The organism is Martelella sp. HB161492 (assembly GCF_013184775.1).
Classification (GTDB): Bacteria; Pseudomonadota; Alphaproteobacteria; order Rhizobiales; family Rhizobiaceae; genus Martelella.
Genome location: NZ_JAATVV010000005.1, coordinates 291,133 through 315,897, shown reverse-complemented (window position 1 = coordinate 315,897; position 24,765 = coordinate 291,133). Strand labels below are relative to the sequence as shown.

Here is a 24,765-nt window from a genome sequence, read left to right as displayed (position 1 = left end):
CTCAGCTCTCCCGCAACACGGTCGCAGGATCTGTTCGCGCCGCATTCAGCGCCGGGACAATGCCTGCCGCCAGTGAGACCAGCAGAAAGCCCAGCACAGCCTTGACGATGGCCATGACATTCCGATCCCTGTCACCGTCACTTCCGACCATAATGAGCCGGCTGAGCGGCTGCTCGAGCACATGCGCCAGCACAATGCCGCCAGCGATGCCGACCACAAGCGCAAGGGAAGCGATCAGTATCGTTTCCTCGACGATCTCAACGACGATACGCAGGCGCGTGGCGCCGAGCGTACGACGGATGGCGATCTCACGGCGGCGCTCGGTCACCGAAAAGGACATCAGCGAGGCAATCGATACCGCGCCGATCATCAGGATAATGGCGCTCAGGCCGACCGAAATCGAGGATGCGACGACCTTCAGCCCGCGCGCCTGGTCGACGATCGGCTGCGCCGACCAGATCGTCAGCCTTGAGACATCGAAGATCAGCGAGAGCAATGCTTTGAGCCTGGTCTCGTCAAGGCCTGCCGCCGGCCCTGATATGAGAAAGCTAAAGCCGCTGGTATAGGCTTCCTCGAAGGATGTTTCCTGCAGCGGGATCAGGACCGAATCGGCAATATCGGCAAATGGTGGCCTGACCGGCGCCTCGAACGCGCCCGCAATCCGGCAATAGCGACCATTGATCCAGAGCCCGGAGGAGGTCCCATCGAGACCGAGCCGCCCTGCAAGCCGTGATCCGACCAGACAGTGATCCTGCCGGGTTTGCCAGTCGTCTGACTGCGCTGCCGTTTTCAGCGACAGCCCCGCCCGCGCGGCAAAGCCTTCGCCGACAGAATAGACTTTGGCAATCTGGGTTCCCCCGCCTTCGCCAATGGAAACGGCGAAAGAGCGGAAGGGAATGACGCTGAAACCCGGCCGCAGCAATGGCTGGATAAGCTCTGGACCGCGTGCCGCAAGTGCCAGCGCATCAAGGCGGCCATCGGTGATGTCTGCAACCTCGTCTGCGGCGCCATTGACGATGAAAGTGTCTGCATTATCCAGCTCGAGCAGCAGATCGAAATGCCGCAATGCATTGCCTGACAGGGTGTAATTGGCAATCGTACCGCTCAGCGCCATCGACAGTGTGATAACGGCGAAAACCAAACGCGGCAGGCCGAAGGCGCGAAGCCGGCCCAAAACGGCTTCAAAGCCCGGCGGCATGGCACCTGCCTCCCGCTATCCTGAGCACGGTATCAAAATGGCGGGCATGATCGAGATTATGCGTGACCATGACCAGACCGCAGCCCTCGCCGACGTTCTCCATCAGCAGATCGAGGACAAGGCGCCCCGTCTCCTCATCGAGATTGCCGGTCGGTTCATCCGACAGAATCAGACGCGGTTTCGTAACCAGAGCCCTTGCAATGGCAACGCGCTGCTTTTCGCCGCCGGAGAGGCGGCTCGCACGAACCCGCAGCCGATGGGTGAGACCGACACGCTCAAGCGCATCTGCCGCCCGATGCAGAGCATCCCTTCGTCCAAGCCCGATATAGCGCAGCGGCAATGCGACATTCTCCACTGCGCTGATATGTTCGATGAGATTGAAGCCCTGAAACACGAAACCGATGGTTTCCCGCCGCAGCTGCGTGCGGGCGCGGTCATCAATGGACATGACATCCTGTCCCGTCAGCAGGACCTGACCGGTATCAGGCGTCGACAGGGTTCCGAGGATCTCAAGCAGTGACGACTTGCCCGAACCGGACGCACCGATCACGCAAAGGCGCTCACCCGGTCGAAGCGACAGGTCAACACCCTTCAGAATTTCTATGGCCTGTGAAGACGAACGCACCGTTTTGCCAACGGCCCGCACGTCCAGCAGCAACTGAGACATATGCACTCCGCCCGGAATGCAGGCGGACCTCAAACAAGCCCGCATGCATTGGCTCTTCGCTCAGTAATCGGCCGCGCAGCCGTATGCGGAATACATCTCGTTGGCCAGATCTGCCGCTTGGGAGAAATAGCTCCAATAGGTCGATGACTGAGACGACCCCGAGGCTACGGCAGATTTGTATTCCGAATAATAGGACCGGGCCGTGTCGCATTCGGCGGCGACCTGGATATTCACATTCGAGTTCGAGGTTGTGCAGGAACTCGGGCATTTCAGCGTCGAGGATTTCACCGTTCCCGACGAAGAACTTGAAGATGAGGAACTGGAAGAGGAACCCGACGAGGAGCTTGATGAAGAGCTCGACGAACTGGATGAGTCGGACGAATCGGACGAACCGAAAAGATCAGAACCGCTGCCGGAACAGCCGGCCAGGAAAAGCAGCGCCACAAGCGGCGCGAGAGTTTTGGTTTTCGACATCAAGGTCCCCTCGAAAATCAATCTGAAATAAATGCAGGCGCTAAAAGCTCTTTGGGCTCGCATTCTGGACTTGATGTTAGAGAGGTTTCTCAATGTCTGCTCCCCCCATATGGGGGGGCATGCGATAGAATGGCTGGAAAAACCTTTATGAGGCGTTCTTGAATCTGGACACACGCCGAGAGCTTCGGGACTATCCTGAATTTTGTGCTCCGGCGTGGTAACTGCTCTTTGCAGGAGATCCACGTATGAGCATCGACAAAGATCTTTTGGACCGCTCGATGCAAGAGCGTTCGCCCGGCGATCTGTTCGGCAAGGTGGTTCTCGACATTCTTCGTGACCGCAACGGCACCTTCGAGCCGGCGCTGATCGCCAAATACAAGCGCAGCTTTCCCGAGCCACTTCAGCCTATTCAGTTCGTGGTTCGGCCATTCAAGAAGCGGCCCTTGAAATGGATCGCTTATCTCTCGCGAAAAATGACTTGCGCTGGCGCTTCGGTTGAAGCGCCAGCGCAGCGAGAACACTTTTGCGTCCCCGCTCGCGAGCGCAAGTGCTGTTTCAGCCTTAATTGAAGACCATGCCGCCATCCACGATCATCGCCTGACCGGTGATGTAGTCGGAATCAGGGCCGGACAGGAAAGCAACGCAGGCCGCCACATCTTCGGGTTCGGAAACCCGGCCCAGAAGCACGTTCTTGGCCCATTGTTCGAGGCCCCATTCCAGTGATTTGCCGTTTTCATCGGCCACTTTCTGGGCAATGCCTTCCATCATCGGGGTACGAACAATACCGGGGCAATAGGCATTGGCCGTGATGCCGAGCGGAGCAAGATCCTTCGCCGCAGTCTGGGTAATACCGCGAATGGCGAATTTGGTCGCGCCATAAACAGCAAGATCCGGATTCCCGACCTGACCAGCCTGCGACGATGCCGAAATAATCTTTCCGACCACCTCGCCCTTCTTCGAGGGTTTACGCTTCTTGAAATGTTTGACGGCGGCCTGAATACCCCAATAGGTTCCGCCAACGTTGACATCAAAGACCTTGTGATAGATTTCCGGCGTGATGTCTTCAATCGGCGTTGTCGGGCCAAGACCGGCATTGTTGATCATCACGTCAAGGCGACCATAGGCTTCCACAACGCTGTCCACGGCCTTAAAAACCTGTTCGCGGTCGGCGACATCGACCTTGACGGCCATGGCCTTGCCGCCAGCAGCGGAGATCTGGCTGGCTGTTTCCTTGGCCGTGTCGAGATTGAAGTCCAGGCAGCCAATTGCAAAACCATCCCTGGCGAGACGTGTGGCGATCGCCCGCCCGATACCTTGTCCTGCACCGGTGACAATCGCAACTTTTCCATTCATTGGCATTTTAGATCTCCTTTCAAAACACTCGGCATTACTCTTCCCGCCGTCTGGAACGGCGGGAAGAGGCACTTCATTCAGAATTTTGCGTCGATATCAACGACATCGATGAGCTTGAGGTTGACGAATTCCTTAAGGCCGAGACCCAGCAATTCGCGCCCATAGCCTGAGCGGCGGATGCCACCAAAGGGCAGGTCGGCCTCCACCTTGGTCGGATGGTTCACGAACACCATGCCCGTGGAGATCTTACCCGCGACCTCCGCACCGTGCTTGACGTCGGACGTAAAGACCGAACCACCCAGGCCGAAGGGACTGTCGTTGGCGATGCGGATCGCATCCTCTTCGTCCCTGGCACGGAAAATCATCGAAACAGGACCGAAGAACTCCCAGTAACGTGCAGGGTTGTCTTCTCCGACATCCGTCAGCAGGGTTGGCTGAACGAAAGCACCATGGTTGGGAACGGCAGGACCAACCTGCTCGGCCTTTGCGCCATGGGCCACAGCCTTGCGAATCTGTTCCCTGACATCGTCGGCGGCCTTCTTCGATGAGAGCGGGGCCAGTGTTGTCTTCGGATCCGAGGGGTCACCGGCAACAAGTTTTGCAACACCCTTGCGGTATTGATCGATGAAGATGTCATAGACCTTGTCGACCACGATCATCCGCTTGGACGAAACGCAAACCTGTCCGCCATTCCAGTGCCGCCCGAATACGGCCCAGTCGACCGTCTTCTTCATGTCGGCGTCGGCGAGTACAACGAAGGCATCGGCGCCGCCTAGTTCCATCGTCGATTTCTTCAGCGCCTTGCCCGCCTGCGCGGCGACAACAGCACCCGCGGCCTCCGAACCGGTCAGGGCCACGCCGTGAACACGCGGATCATTAATGATCATTTCGATCTGCGAGCGGGTAGCGTAAAGATTGGTGAAGGCTCCTTCCGGCAAGCCGGCCTCGGCCATCAGCGTGGCAAAGATGGCGGCGCTTTGCGGCACATTCGAAGCATGTTTCAGGATCAGAACATTCCCAGCTGAAAGCTGCGGCGCCAGAATACGGGCGATCTGGTAATAGGGGAAATTCCATGGCTCGATGGCCAGCAGGATCCCCAGCGGCTCGTAAACAAGCTTTGCCTTGCCTTCTGCCGGATCCTTGACCGGAAGCTCTTCCGGCGCCAGCAGTCTTTCGGCATTTTCGACGTAATATTCGAAAATCTTCGCCGACAGCTCCACTTCAGCCTTTGCTTCGGCAGTGAGCTTGCCCATTTCCAGCGTCAGCAGGCGCGCGAACTTGTCGCTGTCGCGGCGCAGGATAACCGCTGCCTTTTGCAGGACACGGGCACGTTCAGCAAAAGAGGTTTCCCGCCATTTCAAAAAAGCCTGATGGGCCCTGTCGAGCGCTTTCTCAACTTGAGCATCGGTCGCATCCGGGAAGGTTGCGACAGTCTCTTCTGTGAATGGGTTTATGGTTGCGTAGGCCATTTTTCTTCCTTCTGCGATATAGATCGCCTCTCTCAGAATGGCTTCAGGCACCGATATCGTTCAGTGACTGGACCATCTGGCTCAGCACAGCCTGCGCGTCACCGTAGACCGTGTTGCAATTTCCCCCGTAGAACAACCGGTTCTCCACGCCGGAATATCCCTCACCATGACCACGTTTGAGGACCTAAACCCGATGGTCTGATCTGCAGTCAGAATAGGCATTCCGCAGATCGGCGAGGATGTGTCGGTACGAGCCGTCAGAGCAACGTCGGTATCGGCGTCGTCAGGGTCGATCTCATACATGTCAAAAATGAGGTCGTGAGCAGACAAGCTTCAGCCAGTGCACATTGATATGACCGGGCAGACGTCCAGCTGCCGGATGGATCGCGAATTTGACATCAACATTCTTGAGATGAGCGGCGGCTACTACAGGCTCGTCCAAAGCTGCGCCCACAGCATCCCGCTGCAACCGCCAGAAAATTGTAGCGCCGCCAAATGGTCGATTTTTCCTACTTCGTTGACATCCGGAGTGCCAGAGCGGTTCGGCGACAGCTAAAAAACTATGCCGCCTCAGATACCCTCTGACTGTCAAAAGAAAATTGATGCGCGTGCGTCGGCGTAACGCGGCTAGCGCCCTCACCAGCCGCTCCTTGACGAGGCATCGGATGAACAGCAGAAGGTGCCTGACCTTGACCAAACGTAGCAATGAACGATGATCCGCTCATCAGCCTTGCCAGCCGCAAGCAGACAACCATCCGGCCCTCTGGGATGAGCCGTGGGCGTCCGCGCTAAACCACGTCATGGGGACGATCCACGGCGAGCGCCGAAGCTACCCCAAGCCGCGGGGCACGATCATTACGTTTCCTCTACGAGCTTATTGCAGGCTCGAATTACATGGCTGTAGAAGTGCTGAAGGCCGTGGCAAAGATAGTGAAGTCCGGCTTCTCCATCTGTGGTCTTGAGGAAGCGGTCTTTGGGGCAATGTCCCCAGCAAAGCTGGAGATAGGGACATTGCTGACACTTCTTCGGAAGGTTCTTCGACTTGTCGATGCCAAATTTCATCTGCTTTTCGCCGAAGGCGAGGTTGCCCTCATGAGTCTTCAGGATATTCCCGATCTTGAACTCCGGATAGACGAAGTGATCGCAGCTATAAAGGTCGCCATTATGTTCAACGGCGACAGCCTTGCCGCAGTAGCGGCTGGTGACGCAGTGCTGTGAGCCGTGCCCCAACAGCATCGACAGGATGTTTTCGAACTGGTCGACAAAGACGCGCCCGAAGTCATTGGCCTGCCATTCGTCAAAGATCGTGGTCAAAAAAACGCCCCACTGCTCGGGATCGACCGACCAGTCGGCAACGGCGGACCGGCGATGCCCCGGTCGCGCGGCTCTTGTGTGTTCATAGGGCAGCAGATCGGGATCCCAGTGTTGCGGCGCGGTCTGGAAAAAGTCCTTCTTCTCCATCCCCGGAATGAACTGTATCAGGCGCGGTCGGATCTCGTCGCGCAGAAAGCGGTAGACCTCAAGCGGGTGTCCGGCATTGGCATTGTTGACAACACAAAGAGCGCTGAAAGGGACTTGATGCTCATGCAGAAGGTGCGCTGCAGCCAGCACACGCTGGAATGTCGGCCGCCCGGCCTTGTTGACACGATAGCGATCATGCAGATGTTCAGGACCGTCGATCGAGAGCCCGATCAGAAAATTCTCGCGCTTCAAAAAGCGCGCCCAGTTCTCGTCGAGCAGAATGCCGTTGGTCTGCAAGTCGTTTTCAATCTTCTGGCCGGGCTTGGCATAACGACGTTGCAGTTCGACGACCTTTTCGAAGAATGCGAGCCCCATCAATGTCGGTTCGCCGCCCTGCCAGCTAAAAATGACCGCATCGCCATCCTGCGCCTCGATATACTGGCGCACATGCTGTTCCAGGACCTCGTCGCTCATCCGCGGGGCCTTGGGCTGATGCAGAAGGCCTTCCTTGTGCAGATAGAAGCAATAGGTGCAGTCCAGATTGCACTGCGCCCCCGAGGGCTTCATCATGGCGTGGAAACGATGGCCTGTTCCCTTCGCTGCGTAACGATCAGGATCCATTTTCGGGAAGGGCGCCGTTTCAGCGTCGCGTGTCTCTACAAGATCCATAAAAGCCTCCGAGCCATATTCCAAAAGAGGAAGACGGCGATTAACGTGTTTAGTACGCCATGCGTCCAACTGGCCGCCTTGTCTGACGGAAATCGATTCCGATTTTCGCACCAATGTGGCAGTTAATTCAGTTTGCATGCTGAAAATCTACGCCAGATCGGTACTCCGCCGTCGTGAATGTCCAGACTGGTGCCGCATCAATGCGGGAACATCGTCGCCCAGTCGTTTTTCATGCTGATAATGTGCCAGCCCTTGGCTGCGGCGTCGTCCAGCCCCTTGTCGAGCTTGCCGAAATGGCTGTCGCGGTCATAGGCATATTCGCGCACGCCGTCGTCATGGTGGACGATCATGCCCAGCCTCTTGCCCGTGGCGCTGCTCGTCCATTCCAGCATCTGATAGTCGCCATCGGAATTCCCGAAGGCGGCGATGGGTCGACGTCCGATATGGCTCAGTATTCCGACAGGCTTGCCGGTCTTGTCGTCGATAAAGTCGATTTTGGCGGTACGTTGAAGGCTCGGCACGCCATCGGTCACGATATATTCGGTCACGATCGATGAGCCGACAACCTGTTCCGGCGGAACGCCGTAGACCTTCTCTGTCCAGGGCCGCATGAATTCGATGCCGCCACCGGAAACGATGAAGGTCTTGAAACCATTGCTGCGCAGATAATCCATCAGTTCCAGCATCGGCGCATAGACAAGTGCTGTGTAAGGCTTGTGGAATCTCGGATCGGTGGCGGTGGTCAGCCAGTCGCTGACAATCGTTTCGAAATCATCCGTGCTCATGCCAGCATGGGTGGCACCAATGATCGTCATCAGCCCCTGCTCGCCAGCCGCAGCAAGTGTGGCCATGTCATCGTCCAGAATCGCCTTAAACGGCTGGGTGGTCTTCCATTCAGGATGATTGGCGGCGAGTGCCTTCACCCGATCAAACGCAAAGGCAAGCTGGGTGTACATCGGCTGTTCGACCCAAAGCGTGCCATCATTGTCAAAGGTTGCGATGCGCTCGGGGACCGGGACGAAATCCACACTCCCCTCGGTGGTTACCGCCTCAACGAAATCGATGATTGCCTGCTTGTTTGCACCATCATTCCACGATGCCAAGGGATCGTCTGTAGCAAAGCCGAACGCCGGCAGGGCAAGCACTGTAATGACGATAGCGGCAAGCCTTTTGACGAATATATTATCGTGTGACATCGGCAACCTCGTTTTATTGGAGCAAAACAGGCAACCGCCGCGCAAGCTGCGCGGCGGTGTTCATTTCGGATGCAATCAGTTGCCGCTTGGCAGGCCGATGCTGAAGCCATTGTCCTTCAACTGCTGCTGAAGATACTGGACGTGCTGATATTCAGGAAGCGTGATCGGTCCGGTATAGCTTTCGCTCTGAACCTTGCGTGGAGGATACTGAAGGTAGCTCTTCATCACTTTCTGCATCACCTCATTGGCCTGCACCATCGTCCAGGTCGTTTCGGTGAAGTTGTTCATGTAGATGTCATACCGTTCCTGCGGATCAGACAGGAGGTCGAAAACCTGCGGCACGGTCGCCACATATTTTTCCGGCCCCTTCCAACCGAGATTGGTATCGACGGCAAGGCCTCCCGTGGTGGCGCCGTCGTCACCGCGAAGGTTGAACACAAACTTGTACTGGCCAACACGAACCGCGCCCGGCGACAGTTCCATCTCGGTGAAGAATTCCCAGTCGTTCCGGCCGGATGAACCTGTGCCTTCGAGAATCGGCGTCATGTCGTAGCTGTCGAAGGTAGTAGGTTTGCCTTCCAGGTCTTCGGTCGGCAATGTGATGCCGCCAACGGAGGCAAAGGTCGCCATCAGGTCAAGGCCGCCGGCGATATCGTCGCTGCGCGTGCCGGGCTTGACGTGGCCGGGCCAGCGGACAATTGCCGGAACACGGTTGCCGCCTTCACGAACCGTACCCTTGGTGCCGCGGAAGGGCGTGTAGCCTGCATCCGGGTAGACGTCCTGCCATGCACCATTGTCGACCGTCAGGAAGACCAGCGTGTTGTCGGCGAGGCCGAGTTCGTCAAGCTTGCCAAGCACTTCGCCGATGCGTGCGTCGAGTTCGACGACGGAATCGGCATATTTGCTCTTCGAGATCGATTTGCCGATATAGTCGGGATGCGGCAAGTTCGGCTGATGGTTCTTCATGAAGTTGACGTTGAGGAAGAACGGCTCGCTCTTGTCCTGCGCCGCTTCTTCTAGGAAACCGATTGCAGCCTTTTCAACATAGGCGTCCAGATAGGGAATGCCAACCACGCCCTTGTCCGGCGTATCAACATATTCGCCGTTCACTTTGAAGTCTTCCTTCGCGGACTCGCCGGCATTACCTGAAAGCGAGCCTTTGGTAACCTTGGCGAACATCGCTCGCGTCGCTTCATCCATGGTGGGGGCCCACTTGGGGTCGGCATAGGTGTAAGCGTTGAGATGATAGAGGAAGGCGTTCTTCATCTCGTCATAGCCATGGGCGTTGGGCAATGCGTAATCGGACTCGCCCAGATGCCACTTTCCGGTGAAGTATGTTTTGTAACCGCCCGTCTTGAGAACCGAGCCAAGCGTCCACTCCGCTGCGGGCAGGCCACCGCCCTGCCCCTGGAAGGAGACCGTGGTCATGCCCGAGCGGTTTGGGAAGCGCCCGGTCTGGATCGCCGCACGACCGGGTGTCGAGCTTGGCTGGGCGTAGAAATTGGTGAAGAACATGCCTTCCGAGGCAAATTTGTCTATGTTCGGAGTCGGCATACCGCGGGCGGTGCCACCGAGATATGGCCCAAAATCGCCGTAGCCGGTGTCATCGGTTACAATCAGAAGAATGTTGGGCTTGGCCTGTTCCTGAGCTATCGCCGGGACAGCGAAAAACGTCAGAACCGAGCACGCCAACAGAGCCGTGGTGGACTTTTTGAGTTGCATATTGTTCTCCAGATGGAAACGACAGTGAAGCCCGTCGGGGGATGAGGCACAGGCCCTTTTCGGACCGCCTCGGGATATCGGTCGACACGGGGATCTTGCTTCCCCAGAAAGATATACGCGCTGCCTTTCCGTCTCCCCGATCATCAAATCGCAAAAGAAGGTGATGCCATTCATGGCGGAGGCGGATCCGCCTGACGAAGATCGAGCGGCATCGGGATGCCGCACACCATCAGAGGCGGGACGATGTTGCCCTCCAATCAGGCATTTTCATCTTTTGCAAACAAAGCATGACATCGAGCCATGAGAATGGTTAGGTGCGAACAGGTACGAACAGGTGCGAACCCTTGAAAGGACCAGTAAATGGCGCCGCATGGTTGCTGTGGAAAAGCCAACGCGATCTGAGGTATAAGAAAGTCCAGAGTGAATGAACGCCCCCCTGGGCGCAGCATGTTGGGTACCGAAATGCACAATCAGCCGGCGCAGACTTTGGGTGCGAATTTCCCGCCCGAGCAGGTTCGCGATGAACTTGCGCGGATTCTGGCAAGCAATTCATTCAGGGCAACGCCCCGGCGCAGGCGCCTGCTCGAATACATTGTTGAGGAAGTGCTCGCAGGTCGCGGCCATATGCTAAAAGGATACGCGATCGGACTTGCGGTTTTTGACCGCAAAGCCGATTTCGATCCCCAGGCCGATGCCGTAGTGCGCCTCGAAGCCCGTAGGCTCCGTCATGATCTCGATGGCTATTATGCAGGCGATGGCGCGAAGAACCGTTTACGTATCATGGTTCCCAAGGGACAATACAATCCCCTGTTTTGTCTTCAACATCCGGAAGAAGATGCCGCAGTGGCACCGGAGCCGCCTGACCGCGATGAGGGTTCCATGCAGCCATTGCCACCAGCCCCGAGATGGCATCGGCCACGGATGCTTTTCTGGAGCGTCTTTGTCTTAGCCCTATCCGGTATTCTCGTGTGGAACATGTATTTCATCTACCGTGAAAAGGGGTGGGACACCGGTCTTGCCCAGGCGGGATCACGTCCAGCCGTTGCGGTTCTGCCTTTCGTAGCGATATCTTCAGAGCCGGATCAAGAGCGGGTCGCGATCGGTGTGTCCGACCGGATCGCTACTGCACTGAGCACCTATCCGGATTATGTCGTTTTTCTTTCTCCTTTTGATTCCAGTGCATCGAATGATGATGATTACATCGAGAGGGCAGACAAGCGCGGTATTCGCTATCTCGTCGAAGGCCGCGTCCAGACGGAAGGGCAGAGCTTTGCAGTCAACGCCTTTCTGGTTGACACGAGAACCAAGCAAATTCTTTGGAGCAAGACCTACCTGACTGAGCTGGGGGAAGCGGGACTGATGGAAACTCAGACAGATATTGCCAAAGAAATTGCGACCGAGGTCAGCCAGCCCTATGGCGCCATCCGCACCGAAGTTACCAGAGGCGCAAAGACCGCAGGCCCGAACATTTCCGGCAGCTTTAGATGCGTACTCGAAGGCTATGCCTACCGGCGTGACTTTTCACGCCAGGGGTTCAATGCGCTTTCCCCCTGTCTTGAGAAAGCAGTCGTGCAGGATCCGGGCTATGCCGAAGCATGGGCTATGCTCGCATGGGTTCGACTTGACGGAGGGCGGTTTGGCTATCTGCAGAACCCGGACAAAATGGATATATACGGGAGCGCACTCACAGCCGCCGCCAATGCGCTTGCTCTCGATCGCACCGAAATTCTCGGTCTCAAGGCGATGTCTTCGATCAACCACTACATGGGTAACTTCGCAGAAAGTGAGGACTATGCCCGACAGGCGTTGGCGCTTAACCCATATGATCCGGATTCGCTGGCGCAACTTGGCTGGCGATTATCGACGCGCGGCCGTTTCGATGAAGGTATTCCCTACCTTAACGCCGCAATTGCACGGACCGCCAGCGCGCCCGGTTGGTACTATTACCTGATTGCAGTCGATGACTATCTCGACGGCAACTACAGAGAAATGCTCAATGCGGCCGAACATAGCGCTGTGGACAGGAGCGGTTTTGGCCTTTCCTTACTTGCAACTGCCTATGGAGCGCTTGGCAACCAAAAGCTCGCCACCGACACCTTGTCGAAAATGGCGGTGGTCGATCCCGAGTTCAACCGTGATCCGGCTGGCTTTTATCGCTCCCAGCAGGCAACCGAGGAAATCGTGGAAGCCCTGATGGCGGGCCTTGAGAAAGCGGGCTGGAAGCCGCCTAGCAATAGAGCTGCCGGCGGGTAAAGCAACCCAGGCCGGGATCGACGACGACCTTGCGCAGCGCTAATGTCCACTTCGCTGATCGCCCAACTGAACCTTCATTTTGATAGCTGCCCATGAGCATCAACAAACTGACAGCCTAGCGTGCTCATCTCGGTCGTTCGGCAGACTGCCCCCTTGGCAAATACTGAAGTTCGACGCCAACACAGTAAATATGCAGTTTGGACTGAACCTAGTCCTACGTGAGGCGCGGCGCGGTCCAACGCAAGGCGCAGCCCGTTGCTGATCAGCTACGATCGCAATTCCGCGAGTCCGATTTCCCAGGATATCACGGGCAGATAGCCAAGTTCTCGCTGCGCTTTCGTGATGTCGAGAGTGATTTCGACAGCGCTGGTGGCGTATTCCTGGAAGCTAAGCGGTCCATTCAAGCGCCCGTTGCTCAGGCGATGAAGCCTGTCGCCGATGTGCGCGGTCACGCGCATCATGCCGCGCGGAACGGATTTTTCGGGTGCAGTGAGCCCCTGTGTTGCGAGCAACCCTGTGACCGTCTCCCGGAAGCTGCGGGCTGGACCGTCATTGATGTGGTAAACCTGACCCGTCCTTCCCCGTTCCAATGCCAGATCGATAGCATGGCAAAGATTAACGATATGGGTGGTCGACGACAGATAGGACCCGCCGGAGATCCAGGCAAAACGGCCCGTTTTCACCATTTCGGCCAATCGTGGCAGGGCAGTGCCGTCGTCGCGTCCCCAGACCATGCGCGGGCGCAAGACCATCACACGCATCGTGTCGCTTGCGGTCAGCGCAATGCGTTCAGCTTCGGCCTTTCCTGCAGAATAGGCGCCCGCGGGGCGGGCTGGATAAGGCATGGTCTCGGTGACGCCTCGCAAGGGATTGCCGTCCTGAAGGACAGAATCACTGCTTACATGAACGACCGACAAAACTCCCGCCTCGCGCGCGGCAGCCATGACCCTTTTGGTTCCGTCGCGGTTTTCAGTCAAGGCTCCGCTGCCCGAGCCGTGGTCGAGGTTCGCCGCAGCATGTATCAGGCTCTCGGCACCCGCCATTCGCGACGCAAGGTCTGCGGTCAGCATGTCGCCAATGACCGGTGTGGCGCCAAGGCTGCAGATCAGTTTGGCCGCTCCCTCGCTACGGACCAACCCGATGACGGGGCGGCCTCTGGCAGTGAAGTGACGGATCAGGTTGCGGCCGACATAACCATTGGCCCCGGTAACGAAAATCGACCCATCACGCATTGGAGCCCCCTTCGGTGAGCGTCGCAGTGCACGCGAGCAATTCGATATCGCACAGGATTTCTTCCCGCTCCTCGGCACTCCAGTGCTGGAACTCGAGATGCTGCTGATACTTCAATCCCTCCAGGGCCAGCCAGGCGAGGCGGGCTGCACGGGGATGGCCAGCCCCGGCCAGGATCGTCTGGCCGATCGCCCTTTGGTTGTCGCGAAACCCGGCCCGCAGGGCGGCATCCTGCAAAAGCCCTACGACAAGGCTCAGCACTGCCGCATTTCCGCCCTCGACCGGCGGGCTTCGCCGCGCGGCCTCGATCCGCCCACGCAGCGCTGCGTTCGGTTTACCAGAGAACTCTGCCTGCGCCGCCTCGTTAAAGTCGTTGTCTGCTTTCATCGTACGCGCAACCAACGCGGCGATTAGTTCGCGTTTGTTGGAATGATCGTAAATCACCGTCGCCTTCGACACCCCCGCCTCTCTGGCGACGGCATCAAGAGTTACGATCCCGTCGCGCGCGACGACTCTCTCGACTGCGTCCAGAATTGCATTCTGATCATGTTTCCGGGGGCGTGGCATCTTTCACCTATTTATTTCCGACTGGTCGGAAATAAATGCTGCAGGCCGCGACGTCAACTAACTTCGCTCGTGTGCGCTAGCCCTTACGAACGCGATCATCGGCTAGAAGGCCGGCAACCGTCGCCGAAAAGTGCCATTCGGAAGGAAACACACCCTTTGCACGGTCTTGATCGCCTGCAGAGCCAAGGAACAGGAAAACCAGCTTTCATCCGGCCGCCTTGGTTTGTCACGCTTGACCGGGTTACGCTCGTTACAGTCCTTCGGTGCAGATAGAACGAGCGGCAGCTTCCGGCCAGAATCGACTGCGCGTCAGCAGAGCGAGAGCGCCCGCTTTGCGCTTTGCCCGAAACCAGATTTCACAGCCTCCTTGCAGCCCCGCTTTTAGCGGTCCGGAAGGCGCGCAGCACTTTCCCGACGTTGACATCCAGTTCATCGGCACCATTGATCTCAAGATCATAGATCTTGCCATGATGCACGGTTTCCTGATCCCGGCGCGCACTGCCGACCGGCCGGTCACCGCGGGCGGCTTCGCGACGCTCGAGAACGTCGACCGGACACTGAATCCCCACAAACAGCACATCATGATCCCGCAGGAGATCACTGAGCCGTTCCAGCCAACCTTCGGTATCGAGAATATGTTCGAGGATCAGGTCATTGCCTGCATCCGCATAGGATTTCAGCGACAAATGAAAACCTTCGAAAACAGCAGCCCTGCGCTCGGACCAGTCGAAGCTTCCGTCGCAGAAGCGTTGCATTGGCAACACTCCGGAATCGCGCAGGTGATCAATCGAAATATGCCAGAACGGCCTGTCAATGCGTGCCTGCAAGGCACGCGCCAGCGTGGATTTGCCGCTGCTCGATGCGCCATGGAGAAAGATGATATGCGACATGACAGCTCCACCTTGGTCCTGCAGTCAGAGCGGTTGCAGCTTCAACCTGCTCCGCTCTGAGCCGCTTTGACAACCTGCCCCAGCGTGATGGCGATCACGGCCCCGAAGGCAACAACGCCGGCAGCAGAGAGAAAGACCATCGGCGCGGCGCCGTGGTCGGCAACAAAACCGCCCACCGCCATGCCTCCGGCTCCCCCCGCCGTCAGCACCGCTGCGAGCCAGGACTGGCCTTCAGCCGTGCGACCGCGTGGCAGGGCATGATCAATCATCTGCTGCATCAGAATGAGGCTCGGCGAGACAAAGAGGCCGGCAACATAAAGGAGCGGCATCAGAACGAAGACCGACAGCCCCGCCAGAAGCGCAGTTGCAGCGCCCGCAAGGCCGAGACCATAACCGCCCAGAAACAGCATCAGCAGAATGCGCGGGGTGGTTTTCCATTCACGCGTGCCAAAGGCCAGGCCACCTGAAATCGACCCCGAGGCAGCAACGGCAAAAAGCAGGCCCAGAAGATAGCCCTGAGAGGCATGGGTCTGCGCGGTCGCTGTCATCGCCACATCCATCTGCCCGAAGCCAAGCGAAAGAGCCATCGCGATCAGCAGCACCGGAAGAATGATGATGACGGCGCGACCGCCCCTCGCCCCATGAACGGCCTCATGGTCGCCGGCAAGTCGCCCGGCCGGCGTGAACGCATAAAAAAGCCCGCCAGTGAACAGGAAAACCGCGGATGCAATCACCGGCAGCACCGGTCCGCCGGCGTAAAGCAGGCCAACCAGCATCGGTCCGATGACAAACAGCGCTTCCACCGAGACAGCATCCAGCGCATAGGCTGGTGCAATGAGACCCGGCCGATCCGCCGTCAAATGGCGCCAGGCGAGCCGCATAGCGGGCGTCACCGGTGGAAAGAACAGCCCGACCATAAGCGCTGATCCGGCGATCGGCATGAGACCGAAACCAAGCCTCGCCGCTGCCAGTGCGATCAACAGAAAGAAGGCGGAGACCGTGCCCGTCAACATCATAATACGGCCGTGCGACCGGGCATCAAGCGCGCGGCCCCAGCCGGGGGCGGCGATGGCCGTTCCAACCGCAAAAGCGCCAGAAACCAGCCCGCCGGACGCATAGGAGCCGGTGGCTGCCTCGACCAGGATGAGAAGGCCCAGTGGCGTCATCGCCATCGGCAGCCGGGCGATGAAGGCTGCCAGACAGCACGAACGGATCGGGGCCGAGCTCAAAAGCGTGAGATAAGTCCTCACCCGACAGCGCTCCGCCGATCACACATCAGATTGAAAAACATTGCGATTCCCTCCCCTTGTCCTGGCCGTGAGATTATCCGGCTTTCATGAACGCAACAAGAACGAAAAGAGGCATGGTCAGTCACAGCCTTCCGGTCTCTGAATGCCGAGTTCGCGGTCCAGATGCGCCCAGGTCGCGGCTTCCAGCGCCTCAGGCCAGACAACGCCGGATCGCGCGGCAAGCGCCCGCGCGCGCGGCAGGAAGGCACAGGCAAAAGCCAGATGCGCGTCAATGATGGCATCATGTTCCGGAGCAGGAATGGCGAGGGATGAAAGCAGGACTTGCTGCTCCGCTGTTATCAGCCGGTTCAGATGCAAGGCACCGCCCCGATGGGGTGCCGCCGTTTCAGCGATCAGCAGCCCAACCAGCAGATTGCGCAGATGAAAAGTGCCGGCCGGGGCGTTGCAATAGTCCTTGCGACCGAGCACGACAGGCATCAGACCAAGAATGCGGATGAATTCCTCGATCTGCCACAAAAGGCGGGCCGGATCGGGCGATGGCGGCGAACTCTTCTCGGGCAATCGCACAAACAACCCGTCATGGTCGAACAGAACTTTCAGCCCGTCCTGCGTCCGGCCGGAAAGGCCATCTGCCTGCACGGTCTGGACATCGATACGCAGCCATTCGGCGCTCACCGCATTGATCAGCAGGTTTCTGCCGGGTCTTTCCCGCCAGAGCACGAGATCGCCAACGGTGCGGAGCGCCTCGCGCCACAGCGGCGCGAAGGCTGAATTGTCCTCACCATCAAACACGGCAAGAAAGTCGATATCGCTCAGGTGATCCTCAAACCCGGCGCCATAGCTGCCAGCAAGAAAGAGTGCGCGAACGGACCCCGTTTCGCAAAGCTTCGCCGCAATGGCCTTGATCCGTTCAACATGTTCCATGCCGTCCTCCCCTTCTCAGCAAGGTGAGGTTAGGCCGTTTCACGCCATTGGCAACCGGCGGTTACGCCGTCTCGAAAATTGCCAGATCACAGGCCGCCACGGTTTTGCCGCCGAGCAGGAAACGTTTGGCTGGTGTCTCGATCTCATAGGCGCCGGGGCCGTAATTGAAGACGATCGTCACCGGCCCGCGCGTCATCATACGCACATGCTCGGGAAGTTCGCGACGCGGAATGTCATATTCATCGAGAAGGCGGGCGAAGATCGCATGGAGGAGTTCGGGCTCAGCCCAGGCACCGAGATAATGCGCTTTGTTATTGCCGACCATCACCGGCATCCCGTCCTGCGTCGCAAGTACGACCGCCGCATCGGTCTCGATCCGTTCCAGCCAGCGCGTCACATCACCTGAAAGGCCTTCACCCGACACGGGAATTTTCAGCCCCGGCCGAAGCGAGGACACTTCCGCGACCTTGATCGGCAGAACATCCTGCAACGGCCCCGGCGGCAGGGTTGCTGGTATCTCGAAATTGGCCAGTTTCGAACCGGAGCGCGGCCCGAAAACCAGATGGGCATCGCTTTGACGGAACGCTGCCATCGAAGCTTCAGACACAGCCGGCATCGACGGTATGAAGACGAGATCATAGCCTGCCAGCGCGCGGCCGGGGGTCAGAACATCGACATTGATGCCGTGACGGCGCAGCGCCTCATACCAGCGATGCAGCAGGAGTTTGTAATTGAAGTCGTCGCCCTGCGGCTCGATCGTGGTGATCCAGGCTGCCTCATAGTCGAGCAGGATCGCGACCCGCGCCCGCTCAATCGGCGGCAGATCGCCGACGGCTTCGATCTCATGGCCGAGCTGCGTGACCTCGTGACCGCCGGGGGACAATTGCCTGTCCGGGCGCTGCAGGCCGGCATGCATCTGTTCCTGGGCGAAGGGAACCTGCCGCCAGCGGAAATAGCTCACGACCTCCGCACCATGCGCCAGCGCCTCCCAGCCCCAGAGCCGCACCATGCCGGCTTTCGGCGCCGGGTTCCAGTGGGCCCAGTTCACGGGGCCTGGCTGCTGCTCCATGATCCAGAAGCGATCATTCTTCAGACGGCGATAGAGTTCATGATGGAAGGCGGAGAAATCGGGATGCGAGGTATTGTACCAGCGCGCCCGCTCGTCGTCGGCCATAGGAAAATGCTCGACCTTGCCAAGCGGGTAGGAATCCCAGGAGCAGAAATCGAGGCATTCCGACAGGCGCTGATGGTCGAACTGGTGAAAAAAGCCCATGAAATTGTGGGTGATGAAACGGCCCGGCGAATATCTGCGCAGGATCCCCGCCTGAAGCGCGCAATAGTCGGCAAGACTGTCGGAGGAATAGCGCCAGAAATCGAGCAATGCTGCCGGATTAGCGTCGGAAACCTGCCCCGCCGGTGGAATGACCTCGTCGATCGTGCGAAATTCCATCGACCAGAAGGCATTACCCCAGGCACGGTTCAGCGCCTCGACAGACTGATAGCGTTTTGCGAGCCAGCCGCGAAAGCCGACTGCATCTTCCGGCCCGTAGAGCAGGACCGTATCGTCGCCGCCAAACTCATTATCGATCTGCCAGCCGACAACCGCGTCGTGGTGGCCATAGCGTTTCGCCATTGCCGTGACGATCCGGTCGGTCTCGACGCGGAAGGTTGATGATGCAGCGGTATAGTGGCGGCGCGAGCCGAAACCGCGCGCCCTGCCATCGGCAAAGACCGGCAGGACATCGGGATGGGCGTCAACCAGCCATTTGGGGGCCGCCGCCGTCGGCGTGCCGAGCACGACCTTCAGCCCTTCGGCCGCCAGCACGTCAATGGCGCGATCCAGCCAGGCCCAGTCATAGCGGCCGGGTTCCGGTTCCATCCGGCTCCAGGCAAACTCGGCGATGCGGACATAGCGGATGCCCATTTCGCGCATCTTGCGGGCATCATCGGCCCACCAGTCCTCGTTCCAGTGTTCAGGATAGTAGCAAACGCCGAGCATCAGGCCTTGTCCTTGTCTGTTCTTTTCGACTGACGTCTCATTCGGCCGCGGCGATGGTGCTGAACACCAGTGTTTCGCCGGAGGCGCTGAAAAGCTGACAGGCCTGCGCTGTCAGTCCGAGCCTGATCTGATCGCCCGAGCGCACCCGGCTGACGCCATCGACCTTGACCGTCATCACCGTACCGGCATCGACGCGCACCGTCAGCAGGGTTTCAGAGCCGAGATGCTCGACCAGTTCTACCGTGCCGGCAAGCGCGGCCTCCCCCCCTTCACCAAGGGTAAAGTGCTCCGGCCGGATCGCAAGCGTTACCGCATCGCCGGCCGCGATGGCCGCATCACCGACAGGAAAGGCCATCGCCGTTTCGCCCGGTAGAAGCAGGCTGGCAACGCTATCGGCCAGTGCATGAACAGTGGTTTCGATGCAGTTGATCTTGGGCGAACCGAGAAATTCGGCAACGAAACGATTGGCGGGCCTGAGATAGAGATCAAGCGGCGCGCCGACCTGCTCGATCCTGCCGCCAGACAGAACCACAATCTTGTCAGCCATGGTCATGGCTTCAACCTGATCATGGGTCACATAGATCATGGTCGCGCCGAGATCGCGGTGCAGCTTCAGGATTTCGACCCGCATTTCGTGGCGCAGTGCAGCATCGAGGTTTGACAGCGGTTCATCGAAGAGAAACACGCTCGGATCGCGCACGATGGCGCGGCCAATGGCGACGCGCTGGCGCTGTCCGCCGGAAAGCTGGGCAGGCTTGCGTTCGAGCAGCGGTTCGAGGTGCAGCATGGCCGCAGCACGCGCCAGCCGCTCGGCGATCAGTGTCTTGTCGACCTTGTTCATGCGCATGCCGAAGGTGATGTTTTCGGCCACCGTCATATGCGGATAAAGCGCATAGGATTGAAACACCATGGCGATGCCGCGATTGGCTGAATCGACATGGGTAATATCGGTCCCGTCGATCTGCAGGCTGCCGCCGGAAACCTGTTCCAGCCCGGCAATCAGCCGCAGCAGCGTGGACTTGCCGCAGCCCGACGGGCCGACGAAGACAACGAACTCGCCCTTCTCAATCGACAGTGATAGATCGTCAATCACGCGGGTCGGGCCGAAATCCTTGGCGATATGGTCGAGGGTTACATAGGACATGTTTGAATTTCCGTTTGTTCAGCCCTTGGTGGCACCGAATGTGAGACCGGCGATGAATTGCCGCTGCATCAGAAAGAAGACGGCCACCGGCGGCACGGCGGCAAGCAGCGATCCCGCCGAAATCAGGTGCCAGGTGTTGGTCCATGTCTCCTTCAGCGCCTGAATACCGGCGGTGACGGGGCGGGCGCTGTCGGATTGCACGAGCACCAGCGACCAGAAATAATCATTCCAGACAAAGGTAAAGATCAGCACGAACAGCGCCGCCATGGCAGGCCGCACCAGAGGCAGGATCACATGCAGAAAGATCTTGATCTCGCTGACACCCTCCACCCGTGCGGCCTCGATCAGCTCATTGGGCAGCTCGGCGATGAAATTGCGCATGAACAACGTGCAGAACCCGGTCTGGAAGGCAATATGGAAGATCACCAGCGCCCAGATCGTGTCGTAGACCGGGATCACGTGAAGCGCGATGTCGCGCACCGGGATCATCAGCATCTGGAACGGCACGAAATTGCCGGCAATGAACAGCGCCAGAAGCAGGGTCGCACCGCGAAACCGGTAGCGGCTGAGGGCAAAGCCGGCCATGGCCGACAGCGCGATCGAGCCGACACAGGCCAAAAGCGTGATCACCGTCGAGTTGAACAGGAAACGCAGCATCGGCGAGGAGGTGAAGACCCGGGTGTAATTGGCCACCGCGCTGATCTCCGTCGGCCAGCCCCAGTAATTGCCGGCATTCAGATCCTGAACCGAACGGATCGAGGTGACGGCGATGCCGATGATCGGCAACAGCCAGACAATCATCGCAACCCAGACGGTGGCATAATAGAAGCGGCGGCGCGCTGGCGTCGCATTTTCAATCGGTGCAGGAAACATGTCAGCGGCCTCTCGCACGCGGTAGCGACCGGATCAGATAGATCACGATGCAGATATCCATCAGGAAAAACAGGCAGGAGGCAATCGCCGCGCCGTAGCCGATGCGGAAAGCGCCGAAGGTCTGTTCATACATATAATAGGCAAGCACGGTCGAGGACTGATAGGGTCCGCCATCGGTCATCACCGAAACCAGATCGAAGGATCTAAGTGCGCCGACCACTGAAACAATCAACGCGATCGAGGTTGCGGGTTTGAGCTGCGGCAAAACGATATGCCAGAGCAGTTTGAACCCCTTCACACCCTCCATGCGGGCCGCCTCCAGAAGCTCCGGATTGATCGCGGTCAGCCCGGTCAGATAGAGGATCATGCAATAGGCAACCTGCGGCCACAGGCCCGCGGCGATGATGACGAAAGTCGCGGTATTCTCATTTTCAAGCAGAGCGACCGGCGGCAGGCCAAGTCCTTCGAGAATATGATTGAGCAGGCCGAAATCGGCATTGAAGAACCAGCTGAACATCAGCCCCACCACGACCTGGGAGATGACGAAGGGCATGAAATAGAGTGACTTGACGAAGCGCATGCCGAAGCCGCTCTGATTCAGAAACAGCGCCAGCGCCAGACCGAGAGCCGGTGAAACCAGAAAGGCCACCAGCCAGTAGATATTGTTCCTCAGCGCCGTCCAGAACACCGGATCGTCGCGGAAAAGCTCGACATAATTGCCAAGCCCGATAAAGCGCGGCGTCGACAGGCCGTCCCAGTCATAAAGGCTCAGGCGCAGGCTCTCGATCACCGGGATGATCACGAAGACGAGGAACATGATCACTGCAGGGGCAAGGAACAGGGCCGGTGCCAGCCGGCGCTGATGGCGTCGCCAGAACCCCGGGGATGCGGGCATTGAGCTGTTCATGGTCTGCTCGGACAAGAGGCGAACTCCCTGGCGGGCCGGTCAGCCGGCCTATTTCCGTTGTGAAACGCCCCGCCGCCAAATATGGGCGGCAGGGCATATTTATCCTTCGGCCGGATCAGTTCGGATAAGCGCGCTTTTCAGCCCGTTCGATATTGGCGAGGATCCGGTCAAGCCGTTCCGGGTGGACCAGAAACTCCTGGAAGCCATCCATGGCGACGGTCGCAACCTGGCTGTCCGTATCCCGGTCGATGAACTGGGCATAATATTCCGCGCCGGCAGCGAGCTTGGCACTTTCTTCCAGCAGACGGACATTCGGCGGTGTCGCATCCGGGTTGGCCGGCAGGTTCGGATAGATTTCCGTCATCAGCGACTGGGTATCGGGCTGCATCAGGAAGGCCAGGAACATCTTGGCTTCCGGAATGTTCTTGGCCTTGGCCGGGATATGATAGGTCTCGATCGGCGCATCCTCGGCACGCGGAATATCGGGATTGATCACGGGGAAGTTCATGACTCCGGTGACCGGCTCTGCTTCCGGCGTCAGGCTGGCGATCAGGTAATTGCCCATCAGCATCATTGCCGCCTCGCCCTGGTTCATCTTGGCCAGGCCTTCACGCCAGGCAAGGCTGGTGTGGTTTTCGGCAAAGCAGTCGGCATCGACCAGCTTCTTCCATTCGCCAAACACCGCCTTGACCCTGTCATCGGTCCAGTCGACCTTGCCGTTCATCAGATCCATATGAAACTGATAGCCATTGAGCCTCAGATCGATATAGTCGAACCATCCGGCAAGCGGCCAGGCACCCTTTGAGCCGAGCGCAATCGGAATGATATCATTGGTGCGGAAGGTCTTGCAGGCGGCGACAAGATCGTCAAAGGTTTCGATCGGCGCGGCAACACCGGCCTTTTCAAAAAGATCGGTGCGATAGTAGACCGCCCATGTCGAATAGGATGTCGGCACGCCATATTGCTTGCCGTCGACGCTGACGGCGTCAACCATGCCAGGTCCGAACTCGGTCTTCATGTCGTCGGTCCAGATATCGGAGATATCGGCAAGCAGACCCGGCTCGACCAGCTGGACCATCTTGTTGCCGGCATACCATTTGACGATATCCGGCGGGCTGGTGGTCAGCCAGTTGCGGATCGCGGTCTTGTTGCTTTCCTCGTCGTAGAAATTGACCTCGACATTAACGTCCGGGTGGATCTTTTCGAAGGCAGCAACAGCGGCGTTGACCGACTCACGGTCAGGATCGCTGGCGACGGAGGCGTTGAACACCACCGTGCCCGCCTGCGCCTGAGCGGCGGCAAAAAGGCCGGCGCCGATGAGAGCTGTCGCAATATGCTTGGAAATCGTCATGAAACGGCCTCTGGAGTGCTTGTTATTGAATTTTACCACTTGATTGTATGCAGATTGCGCACAAGAATTCGTCTTGTTTTGATCCGATTTTTTCCCGGAAAGTAAGATTCCAGCATGACCAGAATCCGCAAGGCCCCGTTCGGCATTGCCGAAAACCGGTTCTCCGCCGACAAGCGCGACCGCGTTCTGCCAATGCGGGGGCCCCATGTTCACAACCAGATCGAGCTGAACCTGATCCTGTCCGGTGCGGTGCGGTATATTTTCAATGGCAAGATTGTTGAGCTTTCGGCCGGTGATTTCGTGTTCTTCTGGGGCGCCATCCCGCATCAGGTCATCGAAAGCGTTGATGATGCTCATTTCTCCTGCATTTATGTGCCGATCGAAACCTTCATGTTTTCTCCCCTCTCCCGTGCCCTGAAACTCGCCATTCTGAATGGCGGCTTTGTCCGCCTCGATGAGAAACTGCCGCTTGATGCCGATCTCATGGCCATGATCCAGAAGGATCTGCGCGCCGGCGAGGACGTGCTGTCGAGCCTCAACTACGGCCATCTCGAACTGCGTCTGCGCCGGGCCGACCTGACCGGCTGGAGCGACCTTTTGACCGCAGCGCCGAAGGTTGCCAATGCGCTGAAGGGCAATCATCGCAAGGTGGTGGAAATGACCCGCTATATCAGCGATCACGCCGACACCGATATCCGCATCGATGATGTCGCCCGCGCCGCCGATCTCCATCCGAAATATGCCATGGGACTCTTCCGCCGCTCGACCGGCATGACGATCGCGCAATATCTGCTGCGCTGCCGGCTCGTCACCGCCCAGCGCATGCTGCTTGGATCTGAGAAAAGCGCCGCGGCCGTGGCCTATGAGGCCGGCTTCGGCTCAATCAGCCGATTCTATCAGGTGTTTCGCGAACAGACCGGCATGTCACCAAAGCGCTTCCGCAATATCTACCGGCTCGATACCCCCGATCCCGGCCCCCCGCGTCATTAAGTCTTTCCGGGCTGCACCGCCTTGCTCCAAACGGGATCAAGACCCAGCTGCAGCTCTATCTGCGCCATAAATACTGCAGATTGTATGTAAGCTATTGACAGAATGTAGGCGGCGATATTCATTTATAAAAGATTGTTCAATCGGTAAAAATTGACTTTTTGGCGATTGGATTTCCACC

General features: G+C 58.4%; 21 protein-coding genes and 1 pseudogene. 4 read left to right on the top strand and 18 right to left on the bottom strand.

All coding sequences use genetic code 11. The features are described 5' to 3' along the window. Position 1: 1 nt before the first annotated feature. Both HCK86_RS10775 and HCK86_RS10770 read right to left on the bottom strand, forming a co-directional pair. The gene (locus HCK86_RS10775; RefSeq protein ID WP_176084453.1) at positions 2-1,198 is read right to left on the bottom strand and encodes an FtsX-like permease family protein; all 1,197 of its coding nucleotides are present in this window, start codon (positions 1,196-1,198) and stop codon (positions 2-4) included. After that, positions 1,182-1,865, bottom strand: a complete 684-nt coding sequence (locus HCK86_RS10770; protein WP_176084452.1) for an ABC transporter ATP-binding protein — start codon at positions 1,863-1,865, stop codon at positions 1,182-1,184. Before HCK86_RS10770 ends, HCK86_RS10775 begins: the two co-directional genes overlap by 17 nt. A gap of 202 nt (positions 1,866-2,067) precedes the next feature. Here HCK86_RS10770 and HCK86_RS10765 point away from each other — a divergent pair, with 202 nt between their 5' ends. Together HCK86_RS10765 and HCK86_RS23940 are read left to right on the top strand one after the other, a co-directional pair. Further along, complete coding sequence (locus HCK86_RS10765) at positions 2,068-2,370, top strand: hypothetical protein (RefSeq protein WP_176084451.1); 303 nt, start codon at positions 2,068-2,070, stop codon at positions 2,368-2,370. A gap of 214 nt (positions 2,371-2,584) precedes the next feature. After that, positions 2,585-2,908, top strand: a complete 324-nt coding sequence (locus tag HCK86_RS23940) for a transposase (RefSeq protein WP_210259880.1) — start codon at positions 2,585-2,587, stop codon at positions 2,906-2,908. On the opposite strand, the gene HCK86_RS10755 is transcribed toward HCK86_RS23940, so the two are convergent. From HCK86_RS10755 to HCK86_RS10730, 6 genes and pseudogenes are all read right to left on the bottom strand, one after another. Beyond that, positions 2,901-3,698 (bottom strand): (S)-acetoin forming diacetyl reductase, encoded by a 798-nt coding sequence (locus tag HCK86_RS10755; protein WP_176084450.1) that lies wholly within the window; start codon positions 3,696-3,698, stop codon positions 2,901-2,903. The two genes, HCK86_RS23940 and HCK86_RS10755, sit on opposite strands and share 8 nt — an antisense overlap. A 71-nt stretch (positions 3,699-3,769) precedes the next feature. Then, positions 3,770-5,161, bottom strand: coding sequence for an NAD-dependent succinate-semialdehyde dehydrogenase (locus tag HCK86_RS10750; RefSeq protein ID WP_176084449.1), 1,392 nt, complete (start codon positions 5,159-5,161; stop codon positions 3,770-3,772). A gap of 43 nt (positions 5,162-5,204) precedes the next feature. After that, a pseudogene (locus tag HCK86_RS24295) lies at positions 5,205-5,333 on the bottom strand (hypothetical protein); the annotation flags it as partial. A gap of 683 nt (positions 5,334-6,016) precedes the next feature. Beyond that, positions 6,017-7,429 carry an anaerobic sulfatase maturase gene (locus tag HCK86_RS10740; protein WP_210259878.1) on the bottom strand — a complete coding sequence of 471 codons (1,413 nt, stop codon included), beginning with the start codon at positions 7,427-7,429 and terminating at the stop codon, positions 6,017-6,019. Between the two features lie 59 nt (positions 7,430-7,488). After that, positions 7,489-8,487, bottom strand: a complete 999-nt coding sequence (locus tag HCK86_RS10735) for an HAD family hydrolase (RefSeq protein ID WP_176084448.1) — start codon at positions 8,485-8,487, stop codon at positions 7,489-7,491. 75 nt (positions 8,488-8,562) lie between these two features. Further along, positions 8,563-10,209: an arylsulfatase gene (locus HCK86_RS10730; RefSeq protein ID WP_176084447.1), complete on the bottom strand. Its 1,647-nt coding sequence runs from the start codon at positions 10,207-10,209 to the stop codon at positions 8,563-8,565. Between the two features lie 447 nt (positions 10,210-10,656). Here HCK86_RS10730 and HCK86_RS10725 point away from each other — a divergent pair, with 447 nt between their 5' ends. Then, positions 10,657-12,462, top strand: coding sequence for a hypothetical protein (locus HCK86_RS10725; protein ID WP_176084446.1), 1,806 nt, complete (start codon positions 10,657-10,659; stop codon positions 12,460-12,462). A gap of 266 nt (positions 12,463-12,728) precedes the next feature. Here the strand turns inward: HCK86_RS10725 and HCK86_RS10720 are convergent, their stop codons facing one another. From HCK86_RS10720 to HCK86_RS10675, 10 genes are all read right to left on the bottom strand, one after another. Next, complete coding sequence (locus tag HCK86_RS10720; RefSeq protein WP_176084445.1) at positions 12,729-13,694, bottom strand: NAD-dependent epimerase/dehydratase family protein; 966 nt, start codon at positions 13,692-13,694, stop codon at positions 12,729-12,731. After that, a complete protein-coding gene (locus HCK86_RS10715) occupies positions 13,687-14,259 on the bottom strand; it encodes a TetR/AcrR family transcriptional regulator (protein ID WP_176084444.1) in 573 nt (190 codons plus the stop codon). The genes HCK86_RS10720 and HCK86_RS10715 overlap by 8 nt, the downstream gene beginning before the upstream one ends. Before the next feature lie 356 nt (positions 14,260-14,615). Then, positions 14,616-15,149, bottom strand: coding sequence for an AAA family ATPase (locus tag HCK86_RS10710; protein WP_176084443.1), 534 nt, complete (start codon positions 15,147-15,149; stop codon positions 14,616-14,618). Between the two features lie 41 nt (positions 15,150-15,190). After that, positions 15,191-16,399, bottom strand: coding sequence for a hypothetical protein (locus tag HCK86_RS10705; RefSeq protein WP_176084442.1), 1,209 nt, complete (start codon positions 16,397-16,399; stop codon positions 15,191-15,193). Between the two features lie 117 nt (positions 16,400-16,516). Next, positions 16,517-17,323: a nucleotidyltransferase domain-containing protein gene (locus HCK86_RS10700; RefSeq protein ID WP_176084441.1), complete on the bottom strand. Its 807-nt coding sequence runs from the start codon at positions 17,321-17,323 to the stop codon at positions 16,517-16,519. Positions 17,324-17,384: 61 nt separating this feature from the next. Beyond that, positions 17,385-19,322 (bottom strand): beta-galactosidase, encoded by a 1,938-nt coding sequence (locus HCK86_RS10695; protein WP_176084440.1) that lies wholly within the window; start codon positions 19,320-19,322, stop codon positions 17,385-17,387. 37 nt (positions 19,323-19,359) lie between these two features. Next, positions 19,360-20,466: an ABC transporter ATP-binding protein gene (locus HCK86_RS10690; protein WP_176084439.1), complete on the bottom strand. Its 1,107-nt coding sequence runs from the start codon at positions 20,464-20,466 to the stop codon at positions 19,360-19,362. Positions 20,467-20,484: 18 nt separating this feature from the next. Then, positions 20,485-21,339, bottom strand: coding sequence for a carbohydrate ABC transporter permease (locus tag HCK86_RS10685; protein WP_176084438.1), 855 nt, complete (start codon positions 21,337-21,339; stop codon positions 20,485-20,487). Position 21,340: 1 nt separating this feature from the next. Beyond that, positions 21,341-22,234 (bottom strand): sugar ABC transporter permease, encoded by an 894-nt coding sequence (locus HCK86_RS10680; RefSeq protein ID WP_246739548.1) that lies wholly within the window; start codon positions 22,232-22,234, stop codon positions 21,341-21,343. Positions 22,235-22,361: 127 nt separating this feature from the next. Next, on the bottom strand, positions 22,362-23,597 hold the full coding sequence (locus HCK86_RS10675; protein WP_176084436.1) for an ABC transporter substrate-binding protein: 1,236 nt from the start codon (positions 23,595-23,597) through the stop codon (positions 22,362-22,364). Positions 23,598-23,711: 114 nt separating this feature from the next. Between HCK86_RS10675 and HCK86_RS10670 the strand changes: the two genes are divergently transcribed. Continuing rightward, positions 23,712-24,587, top strand: a complete 876-nt coding sequence (locus HCK86_RS10670) for a helix-turn-helix domain-containing protein (protein WP_176084435.1) — start codon at positions 23,712-23,714, stop codon at positions 24,585-24,587. Positions 24,588-24,765: the final 178 nt, after the last annotated feature.

What these genes read in the sequence shown, in the direction of transcription:
- HCK86_RS10730 (WP_176084447.1), bottom strand. Translation starts at nt 10,209, where the DNA reads ATGCAACTCAAAAAGTCCACCACGGCTCTGTTGGCGTGCTCGGTTCTG.
- HCK86_RS10750 (WP_176084449.1), bottom strand. Translation starts at nt 5,161, where the DNA reads ATGGCCTACGCAACCATAAACCCATTCACAGAAGAGACTGTCGCAACC.
- HCK86_RS10700 (WP_176084441.1), bottom strand. Translation starts at nt 17,323, where the DNA reads ATGGAACATGTTGAACGGATCAAGGCCATTGCGGCGAAGCTTTGCGAA.
- HCK86_RS10735 (WP_176084448.1), bottom strand. Translation starts at nt 8,487, where the DNA reads ATGTCACACGATAATATATTCGTCAAAAGGCTTGCCGCTATCGTCATT.
- HCK86_RS10680 (WP_246739548.1), bottom strand. Translation starts at nt 22,234, where the DNA reads ATGCCCGCATCCCCGGGGTTCTGGCGACGCCATCAGCGCCGGCTGGCA.
- HCK86_RS10720 (WP_176084445.1), bottom strand. Translation starts at nt 13,694, where the DNA reads ATGCGTGATGGGTCGATTTTCGTTACCGGGGCCAATGGTTATGTCGGC.
- HCK86_RS10775 (WP_176084453.1), bottom strand. Translation starts at nt 1,198, where the DNA reads ATGCCGCCGGGCTTTGAAGCCGTTTTGGGCCGGCTTCGCGCCTTCGGC.
- HCK86_RS10685 (WP_176084438.1), bottom strand. Translation starts at nt 21,339, where the DNA reads ATGTTTCCTGCACCGATTGAAAATGCGACGCCAGCGCGCCGCCGCTTC.
- HCK86_RS10755 (WP_176084450.1), bottom strand. Translation starts at nt 3,698, where the DNA reads ATGCCAATGAATGGAAAAGTTGCGATTGTCACCGGTGCAGGACAAGGT.
- HCK86_RS10675 (WP_176084436.1), bottom strand. Translation starts at nt 23,597, where the DNA reads ATGACGATTTCCAAGCATATTGCGACAGCTCTCATCGGCGCCGGCCTT.
- HCK86_RS10710 (WP_176084443.1), bottom strand. Translation starts at nt 15,149, where the DNA reads ATGTCGCATATCATCTTTCTCCATGGCGCATCGAGCAGCGGCAAATCC.
- HCK86_RS10740 (WP_210259878.1), bottom strand. Translation starts at nt 7,429, where the DNA reads ATGCAAACTGAATTAACTGCCACATTGGTGCGAAAATCGGAATCGATT.
- HCK86_RS10725 (WP_176084446.1), top strand. Translation starts at nt 10,657, where the DNA reads ATGTTGGGTACCGAAATGCACAATCAGCCGGCGCAGACTTTGGGTGCG.
- HCK86_RS10695 (WP_176084440.1), bottom strand. Translation starts at nt 19,322, where the DNA reads ATGCTCGGCGTTTGCTACTATCCTGAACACTGGAACGAGGACTGGTGG.
- HCK86_RS23940 (WP_210259880.1), top strand. Translation starts at nt 2,585, where the DNA reads ATGAGCATCGACAAAGATCTTTTGGACCGCTCGATGCAAGAGCGTTCG.
- HCK86_RS10690 (WP_176084439.1), bottom strand. Translation starts at nt 20,466, where the DNA reads ATGTCCTATGTAACCCTCGACCATATCGCCAAGGATTTCGGCCCGACC.
- HCK86_RS10770 (WP_176084452.1), bottom strand. Translation starts at nt 1,865, where the DNA reads ATGTCTCAGTTGCTGCTGGACGTGCGGGCCGTTGGCAAAACGGTGCGT.
- HCK86_RS10715 (WP_176084444.1), bottom strand. Translation starts at nt 14,259, where the DNA reads ATGCCACGCCCCCGGAAACATGATCAGAATGCAATTCTGGACGCAGTC.
- HCK86_RS10670 (WP_176084435.1), top strand. Translation starts at nt 23,712, where the DNA reads ATGACCAGAATCCGCAAGGCCCCGTTCGGCATTGCCGAAAACCGGTTC.